Here is a 14,605-nt window from a genome sequence, read left to right as displayed (position 1 = left end):
GCTTCTGATATCGCTCCCGAAGACAGAGTGATCTAGCTAGGAACGGGACTAGCTGCGCTTCCTGAACGCTTACTTCTGGCCCATGCGCGCGGTGAGGTTTTGTTCATCTGCGGCGCGGGAGTTTCGAAGCCTGCTGGACTTCCCGACTTCCGACATCTCGTCCTCGACGTCTACGGCGAGCTCCGATTTGATCCTCTGGGCTTCGGGCTTCTTCGTGGACGACGACGGAGCTGAATTCGACCCCGTCGAGCGGCTCTTCAAGGCGCGCCTTGCGCGATCTCAGCATGTCGAGACAGATCCGGCCGATGGTGGTGGTCAACCAGCCCCCCAAATTGGCAATCTTTCCCGCTTCCACCTTGGAAAGGCGCAGCCAGGTTTCCTGGACCGCGTCCTATGCATCGCTCAACGAACCGAGTATCCGGCAGGCCACCGCACGCAGATGGGGGCGATTGACCTCGAACTGCTCCAGCGAAATTTTTTTCGCTTCCATCCGTCACATCTCCTCCACCCGTTTCGTCATGGGCATGACGAACGAGACCTCGCGGATGTGACAAAGATCGATTCCGGAGGTGGCGTCGTCGGGTTCAAGGCCGGTGCCAGCGCCGGGGTCAGAAGGAATTGAAGATGTTCAGCAAAGTGATGTTTGCCACCTTGTTTGTGTCAGACCAGGACAAGGCGCTCGACTACTACACCAACAACTTCGGCTTCGAGAAGATGGCCGACAATCCGGGGCCAGAGGGTCGTTTCCTGTTGATGAGCTACAAAGGTCAGGGATGGCCGATCCTGTTGTGGCCTGGTGTGGGAGGCCGCACGGAGTCCGAGACGGATACGACGGGCACGGTCTTTCTGCAATCGGACGACCTCCGGAAGGATTTCGCCGAGCTCAAGGCGCGTGGCGTTGCGTTCGTCGAGCCGGAGCCCGAGGACTATACTTGGGGCGTGCGGGTTACCGCCTTGGATCCCGACGGCAATCGCATTGCTCTCCGGCAGCAAGGAAGCGCACGGCAGCTGAGGAAATAGCGAGCCGCAGAACGGTGCGGCCGGCAAAGATGATCATGCCGGCTGCGCCGAAAAGCTAAACGCATTTGGTTGGTAGCGAGGCTCTCTCCGACCGCGAGGTCGTTTAGCGCCATTTCCGGACATTGAGCCGCCGCCAGGAAGCGGACCTTGGCGGCACTGGCGTAAAACGTCTGCTTGCGACCGAGGCTGCGTGAAAACTCTCCGGATTGTAAACCGCGCCGCGTCTCCCGGAGGCCATTTCGTTTCAGTCATGCCGCCATGGCTGGTTCGCACAGCATGGCGTAGGGGCGTTCCTCTGCCTCGGCCGGCGGGATGTTGCCCATAGGCTCCAGCAGCCGGCGATTGTTGAACCGGTCCACCCAGGTCAGCCTGGCGAACTCGACGGCCTCGAGGCTCCGCCAGCACTCAACCGAGGAACTGGCCGCCGTCGCTCATGCGATGAACACGCGACCTCGCAAAACGCTCGGATGGAAAACACCGAGCGAGCGGCTCGATCAGTTCCTCGCTCAGCAGTATGATGTCCGTGTTACGACGACCGGTTGAATCCGCCTTGCGAACCTAGATTCGAATGGTGCACGAGGCTGCCGCGATGAACGGGGCGTCGCTCGTGCAGGGCCTCGTCCAGAGCACCGAGCACGAAGCTCGCATTGGCCATCCGCGGCACCTTGCGCACGCCATGGACCTGGAAGTTCTCTTCAAAACCCGTTGGCTTTGTATGCGACGCGGTGCGATTGACAACCGGGCAGGGCGGCCTTCAACGCCCGTCGGATCCAGCAGTTCAACCCAAACGACTACGAGATTTGCCCGTCTTTCGCGGCGTCCCGCGCGCAGCCTGTATCAACCGAACGGAAGAGCTGCGTGGATTTGCTCTGGATGAGCGGATGCAGATCGCGGCTCATCTCCTTGAACGCATCGTCGGCGTAGAGCGCCTTGCGGCGTGTGTCGCGCTCCTGCCAATCGGCATAGCCGAAGATCTGAACGACCTGTTCGATGGGGCCGGTCTCGGAGGTGTAGAAGCCGATGCAGGCGCCAAGGTGCTTCGCTTGCAGGGCAAAGCCGATGCGCTCGAACGCCGCGAGATAGGTCGCCATCGTGCCCGAACGGAAGGTGTAGGTCCGCATTTCGACGATCATGATCTGGAAGACTCCATATGGGGAGGCGTGAATTGACAGCAGCCGATGCTGGTCGAGAACGCTATTCGGGGTCGTCGAGCGCGCCGGTTGGCTGAAAGCCGGCCTCCTGCTCCAGGCCGAACCAGACTTCCCAGGACCAGGAGCTCTTCAGGGTCTCGACCTGCGGAAAGATCTCGACCGACATTATGTGAGGGAGCTGCCGCGGCATCTCGTTGCGGACGAAATCGTGCAGTGAGTGCGTCGTCGTGTGCAGGGTCTGCAGGATGATGTCTGCGCCGCCGAACGTGATGGTAACGAAGCGCACCGAAGGGAACTCGGCGAGGCGGCGCGCATACTCGTCGACATGCGCCGGCGGTACCTTCAGCAGAATATGCGCGACGACGTCGAAGCCAAGCGCGATGAAGTTGCCCACCGCCGCGATGTGGATCAGGCCCGAATCGGTCAGCCGGCTGACGCGCTGGCGCACGGTCGCTTCGGAAATGCCGAGATCGCGCCCGATCTCCCGATAGGGTTGGCGCCCATTCTTGGAGAGGGCCGAGATGATGGCCTTGTCGAGCCCGTCGAGCTTGATGCCGTTCAATGCGTTCCCCATAGCTGCCTACGCAATGACCAAATGAATGCCTATCAAAATGACGCGATGCGATAAAAAATGCAATTTGTTTCCTTGACTGCGTATTTTTGCGGGCATAGCAATATCGCATTGCGTATCACGAGATCCGCCAATGCGTCATGTCGCGAGGCGGGCAAAAGGGGAGCGGAGACGATCATGGCATTCAAGACCTTGATGCTTGCGACGAGTCTGGCGGCCGCGACAATCTCGGGCGCCTCCGCTCAAAGCGAAAGAAACGCAAAGGTTTCCTTCTTCATGTTCGCCGGATCCGGCTCCGATGTCGTGCCGAAGGAGGTGATCGCTGATTATCTGAAGGCCAATCCGAAGGTTTCGATCGACATCGTCGAGACGACTAACGCCATTATCTATCCGAAGATGGTGACGGCGCGGCGCACGACGCCAGATCAGCCGCTGGTCCATTGCGGTTTCTTCAACGCTGACACGGTCAACCGCGGCGATGACGACGACATGTGGGAGCCGCTGAACAAGGCGAGCATCCCCAATATGGCGAACACGCTGGAGGCCTATGCCCGCCCCGACGGGCGCGGCGTGCCCTATCAGGCGATGGGCATCGGACTGCTCTACAACAAGCGCGTCCTCAAGGAGCCGCCGACCTCCTGGAACGTGCTCTGGAGTCCGGAATATCGCGGCAAGGTCGTCACTTTCGACAATGACCTGCGGCTGATCGCGCTTGCGGCCAAACTCAACGGCGGCAGCGAGAAGGACCCGAATGCCGGCTTCAAGATCCTGTCGGAGAACGCCAAGAACTTCCGCGCCCTGGTCGACTCGAATGATGCGCTGAAGAACCTCGTCGTCAGCGGCGACGCGCCGGTCGCGCCGTGGTTCTCGTCGGTCGCGGATATCTGGATCAAGGAAGGCGCGCCGGTCGGCTTCGCCGTGCCCAAGGAAGGCGCCATCGCCTTCCCGATCTACATGGCGATCGCCAAGGGCGTCACGCCGGCGCAGCGCGCCGTCTGCGAGGACCTGCTCAACGAATTGCTGAAGCCTGATCGGGCTGGGCGCTACGGCCTCGTCACCTCCTCGATCCCGCTGGTTAAGAACGCCATCCTGTCGAAGGAGCAGGCCGAGAATCCGGTCCTGAACCCGGCCATCGCGACCAACGCCATCCAGATCGACTTCGCCCATGTCGCCTCGGTCGCCGCCGATTGGCGTGATCGCTGGGCGCGCGAGGTCAAGCTCAAGATGCGTTGAGGCCTGTGTGCGCCGTCACCGGCGCGCTTCGATCCTGGGTACCCGCGGGAGTTCCGTCACGTGTCGGATATGGTCGAGATCATCGGTGTCACCAAGCGTTTCGGCGCCAACCGGGCGGTGGACGACATTTCGTTCGGGATCGGGAGCGGCGAGTTCTTCTCGCTGCTCGGTCCGTCGGGCTGCGGAAAGTCGACCACTCTGCGCATGCTGAGCGGCTTCGAACAGCCCGACGCCGGAAGCATCCGGATCGCCGGGCAGGACATGACGAGCGTCCCGCCCTATCAGCGCCCCACGAATATCGTATTCCAGCGCTGGGCCCTGTTCCCGCATATGACGGTCGCGGCCAATGTCGCCTTCGGGCTGGAGGCCGAGCGGCGGCCGGCCGCCGAGATCCGCCAGCGCGTCGGCGAGGTGCTGGAACTCGTCGGCCTGGGGCGTTTCGCCGAACGCAAGCCGGGGCAGCTTTCGGGCGGGCAGATGCAGCGCGTCGCGCTGGCCCGTGCGCTGGTGAAGCGGCCGAAGGTGCTCCTGCTCGACGAGCCGCTCAGCGCGCTTGATCTCAAACTCCGCCACCAGATGCAGATCGAGCTCAAGCGCATCCAGCAGGATGTCGGCACCACCTTCATCTTCGTCACTCATGACCAGGGCGAGGCGCTGGCGATGTCGGATCGCGTCGCGGTGATGAATGGCGGCCGGGTCGAGCAGATCGCCTCGCCGCAGGAACTCTACGACGCGCCCTCCACCAGCTTCGTGGCCAATTTCATCGGCCATTCAAACATGCTGCCGGTCACGGTCGAGCGCGTCGAAGCCGGGCATGCGGTCGCGCGGCTCGAAGGGGCTGCCTTGCGCATCGCGGCAGGACCGACGAAGCCGGGGCCGGCCACGCTGGTGATCCGTTTCGAGCGGGTCCGCATCGAGGCCGCCGCAGCCGTCACGTCACCTCAACCGGGCCCGGCGAAACTGACCGGCACGGTGCGCCAGATGATCTTCGGCGGCTCGACCGTCCAATATGTCGTCGGACTCGACGCCGGATCGCTCGACATCACCGCCGAGCATCCCCACGCCCCGGGCGTCCCGGTCTTCGAGAAGGGGACGGCGGTCGCCCTGAGCTGGAGGGAGAACGATGCCCGCCTCTTCGCTCATTGAAGGCGCGCGCACGCGCTCGCGGGTCAAGTGGCCGGCCTGGGTGCTGCTGTCGCCGATCCTGCTCCTGGTCATCGCCGCCTTCGTCCTGCCGGTCGGCCTCTTCCTGCAATACAGCTTCTACCGTTTTCGCAGCGGGCGGCTCGAGGAGGTCTTCACCCTCGACACCTATTGGCGGTTCCTGACCGACGAACTTTATCTCATCACCATCTACGACACGCTGAAGCTTGCGATCCTGTCGACGCTCCTGTGCGTCGCGATCAGCTACCCCCTCGCCTATGCGATGTGGCGCACCCGCAGCGCGAAGCTGCAGAAGCTCATCGCCCTGATCGTTTTCGCGCCGGTCCTCGTCAGCGTCGTCGTCCGCAGCTATGGCTGGACGGTGCTGCTGGCCGATCAGGGGCCGGTCAACTACCTGCTCATGAAGCTCGGCTTGACGACGGAGCCGATCTCGCTGGTCTACAACATGACGGGCACGGTGATCAGCCTCGCCCATGTCTTCCTGCCTTTCGTCGTCTTTCCGATCCTGGCCTCGATGCTCCGGCTCGACCCGACGCTGCGGGAGGCTGCCGAGGATCTCGGCGCCGGCTGGTGGACGATCTTCCGGCGCATCACGCTGCCGCTGACGCTCCCGGGCGCGATCGCCGGCGCCCAGATCTGCTTCACCCTGGCGCTCGGCTCCTTCGTCACGCCGGCGATCCTCGGCGGAGGCCGGGTGCTCGTCCTGCCGATCCAGATCTACACCGCGACGAGCGACATCAACTGGCCGGTGGCCGCCGTCGGCGGGCTCTGCCTGCTCGTCATGGCCTTCATCGCGGTGGTCCTGTTCGGCCGCCTGTCCAAGTACAGCGAGACGGCGTGATGGCATCCAGCTCCACAGAAGCGCGCACCGCGCCGGCCTGGCGCCATCTTGCGCTGATCCTGTTCACGGTGCTCGCCATCGGCTTCATCGTCGCACCGCTGGCGATCGTCGTGCTGACCTCGTTCTCGGCCCAGAGCTACGCGGTCTTCCCGCCGGAAGGCTATTCGCTGCGCTGGTACGTCAACCTCGCCGGGCAATCGACATTCTACGTCGCAGCCTTGCGCAGCCTGCTGCTCGGCCTGATCGCGACCGCGGCCTCGCTCGTCATCGGGACGATGGCGGCCTATGCGCTCGTCCGCTACCGGCCGCGCGGCCATGCCGTCCTCAAGGCTTTCTTCCTGTCGCCCGTCGTCCTGCCGAAGATGGTGCTCGGCGTGGCGGTCTTCATGCTGGTCATCAAGCTCGGCCTGTCCGGCAGCTATTTCAATCTCATCGCGACGCACACACTGATCTGCGTGCCCTTCGTCATCGCGATCGTCTCGGCCGCGCTCGTCAATTTCGACTGGACGCTGCAGGAGGCGGCGCTCGACCTGGGCTGGCGGCCGCTGCCGACCTTCCTGAAGGTGGTGCTGCCCGAAATCTCGGTGAGCATGTTCATCGCGGGGCTGCTCGTCTTCGTGACCTCCTTCGATCAGGTCGAGACCACGATGTTCCTGATGCGGCCGGGCGAGAGCACGCTGCCGATCGAGATGTTCCTCTATCTCCAGCGCTGGCAGGACCCCACCATCGCGGCCCTGTCCTCGGTGCTGATCGCCTTCGCCACGCTGCTGCTCGTCCTCGCGAGCTTCGTCCTGCGCCGGCGCAAGCTGACCGCTCTTCCCGTTGCCGCGGAGCCTCATCCATGACCGACGATCAACTTCACGCTCTGGCCGCGCGTGTCGAGGGGCCGCGGCTGATGCAGCATCTCGCCGCTTTCGCGCGCTGGGCCAAGCATGCCGGCACGCCCAGCGAACTTGAAAGCCTCGGCTATATCCGCGCCGAGCTCGACAGCTACGGCTACGCGACCGAGCTCATCCTGCACGACGCCTATATCAGCCTGCCCGGAAAAGCCTCGCTCCGGATCGACGGCGAAACCCTGCCGGCAATCACGCAATCCTTCTCGCGTGCCTCCGGCGCGGAGGGGCTTACGGGCCTTGTCATCCCGATCGGCGCGGGAAGCATCGCGGATTTCGCCGCGCGGGATCTGCGCGGCAAGATCGTGCTCGTCGAGGGCATCGCGACCCCGGCGGTGACGCAGCGCGCAAGCCGGGCCGGCGCGATCGGACAGATTCACCTCAGCCCGAGCCTGCACGCGCATGAGATGTGCATTTCGCCGGTCTGGGGCAGCCCGACCGACGAGACGCTGCGCGAGTTACCTGCAACCGTCGTCATCACCCTCGCCAAGGCAGAGGGCGAGCGCCTGAAGCAGGCCCTGGCCAGGCAGCCGGACATCGTCGTCACGCTTCAGGCCGAGGTCGATACCGGCTGGCGGCCGACGCCGATCCTGGTCGCCTCGCTCGACCGCGACGAGGCAGGTCCCGACGACCCGTTCGTGATGTTCTCCGGCCACCACGACACTTGGTACTATGGCGTCATGGACAATGGCGGCGCCAACGCCACCATGATCGAGGCCGCGCGCCTCTGCGCGCAGGAGCGGCACCGCCTCCGGCGCGGGCTCCGGATCTTCTTCTGGTCCGGCCATTCCCAGGGCCGCTATTCGAGCTCGACTTGGTATGCCGATACGCATTGGGACGAGCTGGCTCGGCGCGCGGTCGCGCATGTGAACATCGACTCGACCTGCGCCCGCGGCAACACGGTGCTGACCGATGTCCAGGCCGCGGCGGAACTGGTGCCGCTCGGCCGCAAGGTCATCCGGGCCGAGGACGGCCAGGAGTTGTTCGGGCATCGCATCACCCGCGCCGGCGACCAGTCCTTCTGGGGCATCGGCATTCCCGCGATGTTCTCCAATCTCGGCGAGCAGCCGGCCGATGGAGCCGCGCCTGCGGCCTCCTTCTTGTTCGGCGGCCCCAACAAGCAAGGCGCCGGCACCGGCTGGTGGTGGCACACGCCGGAAGACACGCTCGACAAGATGGACGAGACCATCGCCGTTCGCGATACGCGCGTCTATCTCCATGCCGTGGCTGCGCTGCTGACCGCGAAACTGCTGCCTATCGACTATGCCGCCCACGCCGACCATCTGCTGGCGCTTCTGGACCGGCACGGCGTCGCACTGGGCCAGCGCTTCGATCTTGCGCCCTTGCGCGCACAGGCGACCAGGCTGAGAGCCCTTGCCACCGCCCTTGCCGGGCTCGATGGCGAACGGCTCGGCGATGCGGCCGCAGGGCGGGTCAACGCTGCGATCATGGCGGCGTCGCGGGCTCTGGTGCCGATGGACTACACCAATGGCGACCGCTTCGACCACGACCCGGCGCTGGCCCAGCCGGCCTATCCTTCGCTGGCGGCGCTCGACCGCCTCGCAGCCACCACAGCCGGTTCCGATGCCGAAAGATTCACGCTCGGAGCCGCCAGGCGCGGCGTCAATCGCGTGATGCATGCGCTGCAGAGCGCCAATGCCGCCTTGGCGGCCTGTCTCGCGGAACTGGGCGTGAAAGCGGAGATCTGAACGATGCGCCTACAGGGACACAATGTCTTCGTCACCGGGGCGGCCGGGTTGCTTGGCCGTGCCATCGTCGCCGATCTGCGGCGTGAGGGAGCCGCCGTCGTCGCAGCTGATCTCGATGCGGTGGGCCTTGCCCGGCTTGCCGAGACCGTCGGAACGGGCAGCCCGGCCTTCGCGACCGTGACAGGGGACGTGACCGACGAGGCCGAGGTCGAGCGCATGGTCGCCGAGGCCGAAAGGCTGACGGGCCCGAGCGACGTGCTGGTCAATTGCGCCGGAAAATATCTCAACCGCCCCGTCGTCGAGATGACGGTCGACGAATGGGATCGCGCGATGGCGCTCAACCTGCGCAGCACCATGCTGATGTGCCGGACCTTCGGGCGGCGCTGGATCGCTCAGCATATCCGCGGCGCCGTCGTCAACATCTCGTCGGGCGCCGGCACCTCGGCCCGGGCCGGGAGCGCTCACTACGCAGCCGCAAAGGCTGGGGTGAACATGCTCACCCAGGTTCTCGCCATCGAGTTCGGGCGCGAGGGCATCAGGGTCAACGGCGTCGCGCCGGGCGTCGTCCTGGACAAGGTCGTCACCAAGGAAAGCCCGGAGCAGCACCCCTATATCAATCTGAGCCTGCGCGGCATTCCGCTCGGCCGCACCGGCCGGCCCGAGGACATCGCCCGGGCCGTGAGCTTCCTCGCCAGCGATGCGGCGGAATGGATCAACGGCGTCACCATGGAGGTCAATGGCGGCTCCCATTGCGGACGCACCCATGTGCCTCTCACCTTCGACGCGGATTTCCGGTGATGACAATGCCTGCAGCGTCCGATTCCGTGCTGATCGTCGGCGGTGGCGCCATTGGCGGCACGCTTGCCGCAAGCCTCGCCGGGGCGGGCATCGCCGTCACGGTCTGCGATGCCAACGCCGCCCATGTCGCCGCGATCAATCGCGACGGGTTGGCGGTCGCCGGCATACGGCCTGCCCATGTGCGGGCCGCGGCGCGCGTGCCCGAGCAGCTGGAAGGCCGCTTCAAGCGCGCGTTCCTCGCCGTCAAGGCCAAGGATAACGGGACGGCATCGGCGTTCCTCCGCGCTCACCTCGCCGATGACGGCTGGGTCGCCGTGCTCCAGAACGGGCTCGGCATGGTCGAGGCCGCGCGCGCGATCGGCGGCGACCGGGCGATCGGAGCGGTCATCGCCATCGGCGCGCATTATCGGGCTCCCGGCGATCTCGCCCTGCTCGGCTATGGCGAAACCCATGTCGGGGAATTGGACGGCCCGAACCGCGCGCGGACGCGCGAGGCGGCGGCGCTGCTCGACCATCTGCAACCGGCCGAACTGACCGACAACATCCTCGGCCATGGCTGGGGCAAGCTCGTGCTGGCGGCGATCTACTCGGCCACTGCCCTGGCCGATGCGGATGTCGCGCGCCTCTACGAAGATCCCGCGGCCTGCGCGACACTGGCAGCCGTGGGGCGCGAGGTCGTCGAGACGGCCCTCGCCGAGGGCGTGACGCTCGAACCGGCCGACGGGCTGGCCCCTCTCCGGCTGCGTGACCCGGCAAGCCTGCGCTTCGGCTCCGACGATGTCTGGGCCGGGCAGCGCGCCGCCTGGCAGCGCTATGTGAATACGCGCACCGGCATCTGGCGCGACCTTGCCGAGCTGCATCGCCGGACCGAGGTCTCGGCGATGCTGGGGCCGGTCGTCGACGCAGCCAAACGCCACGGCCTCGCGACGCCGCAGCTCGAAGCGCTGCTCCGGCTCATCGCGGATGCCGAGACCGGGAAGGCCGCTCTCGGCCCCGCGACCTTCGCCAGGCTGATGCAGGCTGAAAACCCCACCGTTCTCTCTCGGCAGAGCGCCTGATGATCTACGAATTGCGCCACTATATCGCCGCCAGCGGAAAAGCCGACGCGCTGGCCCGGCGCTTCGCCGACCACGTCTTCCCCTTGCTGGCCAAGCACGGCCTTCGGCTGGTGGATTATTGGGAAACGGCGGATGCTGACCGCGAGATCTGGTACGTCATGGCCTGGGATGATGAAGACGCGATGGCGGACGGCTGGGCCCGGTTCCGCGCCGATCCTGCATGGGCGGCCGCCAAGGCCGCGACCGAAACCGACGGCCCCCTCTCCGGCACGACGCGGTCGATCGTCCTGAAACGCCCGGACTATTACCGCCCCTGACATGGTTGCCATCTATTCCAACGGTCCTTTCACGACCCGCCCCGAGATCCGCGGCACCTTCGGCTGCGCCGCAGCGACGCATTGGCTGGCGGCCGCCACGGCAATGCGGATTCTGGAACGAGGCGGCAACGCCTTCGACGCCGCAGCCGCCGCGGGCTTTGCCCTGCAAGTCGTCGAGCCACATCTGAACGGCCCGGCCGGCGAAGTGCCGATCCTGCTTTACGATGCGCGCCGGGGCGAGGCCGAAGGTATCTGCGGGCAGGGCGTTTCGCCCGGCGCTGCGACGCCGGAGCGCTTCCGGGAACTGGGGCTGGATATGATCCCCGGCACGGGCCACCTCGCCGCCTGCGTGCCCGGTGCTTTCAGTGCCTGGCTGCTACTGCTGCGCAACCACGGAACGCTGCGGCTTGAGGACATCCTCGAACCGGCGATCGAGCTGGCACGCGACGGGTATCCCCTGACCTTGCGGACGGCGCGGACGATCGAATCCATGCGGGAGCTGTTCGAGACGGAATGGCAGGATTCCGCCGCCGTCTATTTCCCTGGCGGAAACGCCCCGCAAGCGGGAGAGCTCTTCCGAAACTCGGCGCTGGCGGCAACCTATCAACGGATCGTCGGCGAAAGCGCCGGCGGGACCCGCGAGGCCGAGATCGATCGCGCCGAGAAGCTCTGGTACGAGGGCTTCGTCGCCGAGGCGATCGACCGTGCGGGCCGCATGCCGGTGCTGGATTCCTCGGGCAGGCGCCATGCCAGCCTGCTGACCGGCGATGACATGGCGCGCTGGCGCGCCAGCTATGACGCGCCTGTCGGCCGGGACTATCACGGCGTGACCGTCCTCAAATGCGGAGCCTGGACACAGGGGCCGGCCTTCCTGCAATGGCTCGCCTTGCTGGAAGGCTTCCCGATCGGCGAGCTTGATCCGCTGGGCGATGAATTCGTCCACCTCGTCACCGAGACCGGCAAGCTCGCGATGGCCGATCGCGACGCCTGGCTGGGGGACGATGCGGCGCCGCTCGACGCCCTGCTTGTACCGGACTATGTCGCGCAGCGCCGCCGCCTTGTGGGAGCGTCCAGCTCGCCCGAATTCCGTCCGGGTGCACCGGGAGGGCGCGAACCGATAACGCCGCCCTACGGCATGGCACGCTCCAGCCATGCGATCGGCGCGGGAGAACCGACCTTCCAATCCGCGATCGAGGAGCCAGGGCCGGCCCGGCCCGGCTCCGCCGAGGCAGCCCTGGCAGCGCATATCGAGCGGCGCGAGGGCGATACCTGCCATATCTGCGTCACCGACCGCTTCGGCAACATGGTCGCGGCCACGCCGTCGGGCGGCTGGTTCCAGGCCAGCCCCGTCATTCCGGAGCTGGGCTTCGGGCTGTCGACCCGGACGCAGATGTTCTGGCTGGCGCCGGGCCTGCCATCCTCGCTCCTGCCCAGGAAACGCCCGCGCACGACCCTGACGCCGACCCTCGTCCTGCGCGACGGCCGGCCCTTCCTCGGCTTCGGCACGCCGGGCGGCGACCAGCAGGAGCAATGGTCGATGACCTTCCTGCTCCGAGTGCTGCATCACGGCTACGGGCTGCAGCAGGCGATCGACGCCCCGGCCTTCCACAGCAACCACCTGATCGCCTCGTTCTGGCCGCGGGATTTCAAGCCGCGCTCGCTCTCGATCGAAGGCCGCTTCGCGCCGGCGACGATCGACGCCCTTCGGCGGAGAGGGCACGATCTGACGGTGACGGACGACTGGTCACTGGGGCGCCTCTGTGCAGTCGGCCGGGAGCGATCCGGCACGGTCGATATCCTGCGGGCAGCCGCCAATCCGCGCGGCACGCAGGATTTCGCGATCGGGCGCTGATCCGGACCGCGAGGCATCTCCCATTCGCAGTGATCGCAATGCGGGAGTCGGGCCGCTCCTCGGCAGGAGGTCCAGAAAGCGGACGAGCAAACGTCCGAAAGGGGCCACAAACGCCCGCCGCACGGCCGGGTGAAATGCGCCAGTTCCTGATGTTCAACAAGCGCCTCAAAGCGGACCTTCACCCTCGGCCGAGGACCAATAGTAACCTGCACCGGCATAAGTTCCCGTCGAAAATGCTTGCTGGCTTCAGGCCGCCACTCGATTGGCGTTCCACTGTCCGGCCTGGCTCAGGATCATGTCCGGATCATCGAAGCGCTCCCGAAGAGTCTCACGGTACAGCGCCTCTTCTCGCAGGCGCGTGACCGCCCCTTCGCCTCCGATGAGGAGCCGCAGCGCCTGCTGCAGGGCTTCGACCGTCCCCGACCCCTCATCGAACTGCGCCTTCTTGCGCCAGACGAGATCCGCCGGAAGCAGATCGGCGCAGGCCTTCCGCAGCAGCCATTTCTCGGTGGTGGCCCCGGTCGTTTCCTGCGCGTTCGGGTCTGTACGGCGTAGCTTCAATTCCGCCGGTGCAGACTGTGCGAAGGCGATCAGGTCCCGATCGAGGAACGGCGTGCGCGCCTCCAACGACTCCGCCATGGTCATCCGGTCGACGCGCTGAAGATTGATGTTGTGCATGGCCCCCAGGCTACGCGTCAGCTCGTCAGCGAGGGCACGCGGATCGTCCACATAGGCATGGTGATAGGCATAGCCCGCGAAGAGCTCGTCCGCTCCCTCGCCGGTCAGGACCGCCTTGACATGGCGCCGTGCCAGCCGGGCCGCGAACAGCGTGGGCACGGCACTGCGCACGAGATCCGCATCGGCGCTTTCGAGGTGGTAGATGACATGCGGCAGGTTCTCGGCGATGTCCCGCGCCGAGAAGCTGTATTCGTGATGATCGGAGCCGATATGATCGGCGACGCGCCTGGCGGCGCGCAGATCGGATGAGCCGGCAGTGCCCACGGCGAAGGTCTTCAACGGGGCCTGCCCGGCCGCCAGCCTGACCTTCTGTGCGATCGCGGCGATGACCGAGCTGTCGAGCCCACCGGACAGGAAGGAGCCGACCTCGACATCGGCGACCATCCACTTGCGACCGCCTCCTCCAGCGTGAGGCGCAACTCGCCGGCAATCGACCCGATGTCCAATCCCGGCTCGGCCACCGCCGCTCCGGACGGCACGCGGTACCAGTGCCTCAAGCCATTGGCGCTGTCGAACAGCGCGCCGGGCGGAAGCGCGGTGATGTCGTCGAAGCCGAGCCCGTCGAACGCCTTCAGCTCCGAAGCAAAAGCCAGCCCCTTCCCGCGCCGCGCCATATAGAGCGGCTTGATACCCAGCGGGTCGCGCGCCGCGACGATCCGATCCGGCGTCGCGAGCACGAAGGCGAACATGCCGTCGAGGCGGTTGACCCAGCGCTGCGCCCCGCTGCGGAAGAGGTGAAGAATAGTCTCGCTATCACTCGTCGTCTGAAAGATATCCGGGTCCAGAATCGCCCTGAGGTCGTCGTGATTGTAGATCTCCCCATTCGCGACAAGTATCTCTGAATAAACGGCAATAGGTTGAACGCCGTCTTCGGCGCCGATGATCGCCAGCCGGCAATGCCCCATCGCAAGCGGTAGCCCCACTGGCCGGGCGACCTGCGTCGCATCCGGGCCCCGATGGCCGAGGCGCGAGAGCATCGTTTCGATCAGGCTCCCGCCTACGTCATCGACCTTCCAAAGACACACAAAACCACACATGGACCGTCTCGTTCTTCTCTCACTGTTTGGCGAATTGCGCTGGGCGAAGGGCAGCGCCGAAAGGATAGATTTTTAAGATATTATAGAACAAATCCGTCTTTCGACTTTCGATTTTAACAATAAATTTTGATATGAATTCCCAAAATGTCCAATCAAAGTCATGAAGACTTGAGTTCAAGTAATAGCTGTCTGTCAAAATAGACTACATAATTTCCTCATTTTT

At 65.4% G+C, this 14,605-nt stretch carries 15 protein-coding genes and 1 pseudogene; 10 read left to right on the top strand and 6 right to left on the bottom strand.

The features are described 5' to 3' along the window. Nucleotides 1-103 precede the first annotated feature (103 nt). Nucleotides 104-355 (bottom strand): hypothetical protein, encoded by a 252-nt coding sequence (locus FHT98_RS26810; RefSeq protein WP_465246904.1) that lies wholly within the window; start codon nucleotides 353-355, stop codon nucleotides 104-106. A gap of 269 nt (nucleotides 356-624) precedes the next feature. Between FHT98_RS26810 and FHT98_RS09650 the strand changes: the two genes are divergently transcribed. Further along, nucleotides 625-1,020: a VOC family protein gene (locus FHT98_RS09650; RefSeq protein ID WP_142113874.1), complete on the top strand. Its 396-nt coding sequence runs from the start codon at nucleotides 625-627 to the stop codon at nucleotides 1,018-1,020. Between the two features lie 248 nt (nucleotides 1,021-1,268). On the opposite strand, the pseudogene FHT98_RS09645 reads toward FHT98_RS09650, so the two are convergent. The 3 genes and pseudogenes from FHT98_RS09645 to FHT98_RS09630 all read right to left on the bottom strand — a co-directional run. Then, nucleotides 1,269-1,421 (bottom strand): annotated as a pseudogene (locus FHT98_RS09645) (IS3 family transposase); the annotation flags it as partial. A gap of 390 nt (nucleotides 1,422-1,811) precedes the next feature. Continuing rightward, nucleotides 1,812-2,141 (bottom strand): NIPSNAP family protein, encoded by a 330-nt coding sequence (locus FHT98_RS09635; RefSeq protein ID WP_282568666.1) that lies wholly within the window; start codon nucleotides 2,139-2,141, stop codon nucleotides 1,812-1,814. A gap of 73 nt (nucleotides 2,142-2,214) precedes the next feature. After that, the gene (locus FHT98_RS09630; protein ID WP_185745118.1) at nucleotides 2,215-2,733 is read right to left on the bottom strand and encodes an Lrp/AsnC family transcriptional regulator; all 519 of its coding nucleotides are present in this window, start codon (nucleotides 2,731-2,733) and stop codon (nucleotides 2,215-2,217) included. Nucleotides 2,734-2,919: 186 nt separating this feature from the next. Here FHT98_RS09630 and FHT98_RS09625 point away from each other — a divergent pair, with 186 nt between their 5' ends. The 9 genes from FHT98_RS09625 (at nucleotide 2,920) to FHT98_RS09585 (ending at nucleotide 12,607) form a co-directional block, all read left to right on the top strand. Beyond that, a complete protein-coding gene (locus FHT98_RS09625; protein ID WP_210244349.1) occupies nucleotides 2,920-3,975 on the top strand; it encodes an ABC transporter substrate-binding protein in 1,056 nt (351 codons plus the stop codon). A gap of 69 nt (nucleotides 3,976-4,044) precedes the next feature. Then, entirely contained in the window at nucleotides 4,045-5,121 is a 1,077-nt protein-coding gene (locus FHT98_RS09620; RefSeq protein ID WP_142115722.1) for an ABC transporter ATP-binding protein, read from the top strand. Beyond that, nucleotides 5,099-5,980 (top strand): ABC transporter permease, encoded by an 882-nt coding sequence (locus tag FHT98_RS09615; RefSeq protein ID WP_142113869.1) that lies wholly within the window; start codon nucleotides 5,099-5,101, stop codon nucleotides 5,978-5,980. The genes FHT98_RS09620 and FHT98_RS09615 overlap by 23 nt, the downstream gene beginning before the upstream one ends. Further along, nucleotides 5,980-6,825 carry an ABC transporter permease gene (locus FHT98_RS09610; RefSeq protein WP_142113868.1) on the top strand — a complete coding sequence of 282 codons (846 nt, stop codon included), beginning with the start codon at nucleotides 5,980-5,982 and terminating at the stop codon, nucleotides 6,823-6,825. The genes FHT98_RS09615 and FHT98_RS09610 overlap by 1 nt, the downstream gene beginning before the upstream one ends. Continuing rightward, nucleotides 6,822-8,582 carry a M28 family peptidase gene (locus FHT98_RS09605; RefSeq protein ID WP_142113867.1) on the top strand — a complete coding sequence of 587 codons (1,761 nt, stop codon included), beginning with the start codon at nucleotides 6,822-6,824 and terminating at the stop codon, nucleotides 8,580-8,582. The genes FHT98_RS09610 and FHT98_RS09605 overlap by 4 nt, the downstream gene beginning before the upstream one ends. Before the next feature lie 3 nt (nucleotides 8,583-8,585). Further along, nucleotides 8,586-9,380: an SDR family NAD(P)-dependent oxidoreductase gene (locus FHT98_RS09600; protein ID WP_142113866.1), complete on the top strand. Its 795-nt coding sequence runs from the start codon at nucleotides 8,586-8,588 to the stop codon at nucleotides 9,378-9,380. After that, nucleotides 9,380-10,438, top strand: coding sequence for a ketopantoate reductase family protein (locus tag FHT98_RS09595; RefSeq protein ID WP_185745116.1), 1,059 nt, complete (start codon nucleotides 9,380-9,382; stop codon nucleotides 10,436-10,438). Before FHT98_RS09600 ends, FHT98_RS09595 begins: the two co-directional genes overlap by 1 nt. Further along, nucleotides 10,438-10,755, top strand: a complete 318-nt coding sequence (locus tag FHT98_RS09590) for an NIPSNAP family protein (protein ID WP_142113864.1) — start codon at nucleotides 10,438-10,440, stop codon at nucleotides 10,753-10,755. The genes FHT98_RS09595 and FHT98_RS09590 overlap by 1 nt, the downstream gene beginning before the upstream one ends. A gap of 1 nt (nucleotide 10,756) precedes the next feature. Next, a complete protein-coding gene (locus FHT98_RS09585) occupies nucleotides 10,757-12,607 on the top strand; it encodes a gamma-glutamyltransferase family protein (protein WP_142113863.1) in 1,851 nt (616 codons plus the stop codon). Between the two features lie 246 nt (nucleotides 12,608-12,853). On the opposite strand, the gene FHT98_RS26435 is transcribed toward FHT98_RS09585, so the two are convergent. Both FHT98_RS26435 and FHT98_RS26430 read right to left on the bottom strand, forming a co-directional pair. Then, nucleotides 12,854-13,729: an asparagine synthase-related protein gene (locus tag FHT98_RS26435; protein WP_248309188.1), complete on the bottom strand. Its 876-nt coding sequence runs from the start codon at nucleotides 13,727-13,729 to the stop codon at nucleotides 12,854-12,856. Beyond that, the gene (locus tag FHT98_RS26430) at nucleotides 13,621-14,322 is read right to left on the bottom strand and encodes a hypothetical protein (RefSeq protein WP_248309187.1); all 702 of its coding nucleotides are present in this window, start codon (nucleotides 14,320-14,322) and stop codon (nucleotides 13,621-13,623) included. Before FHT98_RS26430 ends, FHT98_RS26435 begins: the two co-directional genes overlap by 109 nt. Nucleotides 14,323-14,605: the final 283 nt, after the last annotated feature.

The organism is Allobosea sp. AK1 (assembly GCF_006714945.1).
Classification (GTDB): Bacteria; Pseudomonadota; Alphaproteobacteria; order Rhizobiales; family Beijerinckiaceae; genus Allobosea; species Allobosea robiniae.
This window is presented reverse-complemented; position numbering and strand designations above follow the sequence as displayed.

Coding starts and splice junctions, on each gene's coding strand:
- FHT98_RS09610 (WP_142113868.1), top strand. CDS start 5,980: ATGGCATCCAGCTCCACAGAAGCGCGCACCGCGCCGGCCTGGCGCCAT.
- FHT98_RS26430 (WP_248309187.1), bottom strand. CDS start 14,322: ATGCTCTCGCGCCTCGGCCATCGGGGCCCGGATGCGACGCAGGTCGCC.
- FHT98_RS09595 (WP_185745116.1), top strand. CDS start 9,380: ATGACAATGCCTGCAGCGTCCGATTCCGTGCTGATCGTCGGCGGTGGC.
- FHT98_RS09650 (WP_142113874.1), top strand. CDS start 625: ATGTTCAGCAAAGTGATGTTTGCCACCTTGTTTGTGTCAGACCAGGAC.
- FHT98_RS09590 (WP_142113864.1), top strand. CDS start 10,438: ATGATCTACGAATTGCGCCACTATATCGCCGCCAGCGGAAAAGCCGAC.
- FHT98_RS09605 (WP_142113867.1), top strand. CDS start 6,822: ATGACCGACGATCAACTTCACGCTCTGGCCGCGCGTGTCGAGGGGCCG.
- FHT98_RS09625 (WP_210244349.1), top strand. CDS start 2,920: ATGGCATTCAAGACCTTGATGCTTGCGACGAGTCTGGCGGCCGCGACA.
- FHT98_RS09600 (WP_142113866.1), top strand. CDS start 8,586: ATGCGCCTACAGGGACACAATGTCTTCGTCACCGGGGCGGCCGGGTTG.
- FHT98_RS09635 (WP_282568666.1), bottom strand. CDS start 2,141: ATGCGGACCTACACCTTCCGTTCGGGCACGATGGCGACCTATCTCGCG.
- FHT98_RS26435 (WP_248309188.1), bottom strand. CDS start 13,729: ATGGTCGCCGATGTCGAGGTCGGCTCCTTCCTGTCCGGTGGGCTCGAC.
- FHT98_RS09615 (WP_142113869.1), top strand. CDS start 5,099: ATGCCCGCCTCTTCGCTCATTGAAGGCGCGCGCACGCGCTCGCGGGTC.
- FHT98_RS09585 (WP_142113863.1), top strand. CDS start 10,757: ATGGTTGCCATCTATTCCAACGGTCCTTTCACGACCCGCCCCGAGATC.
- FHT98_RS09620 (WP_142115722.1), top strand. CDS start 4,045: ATGGTCGAGATCATCGGTGTCACCAAGCGTTTCGGCGCCAACCGGGCG.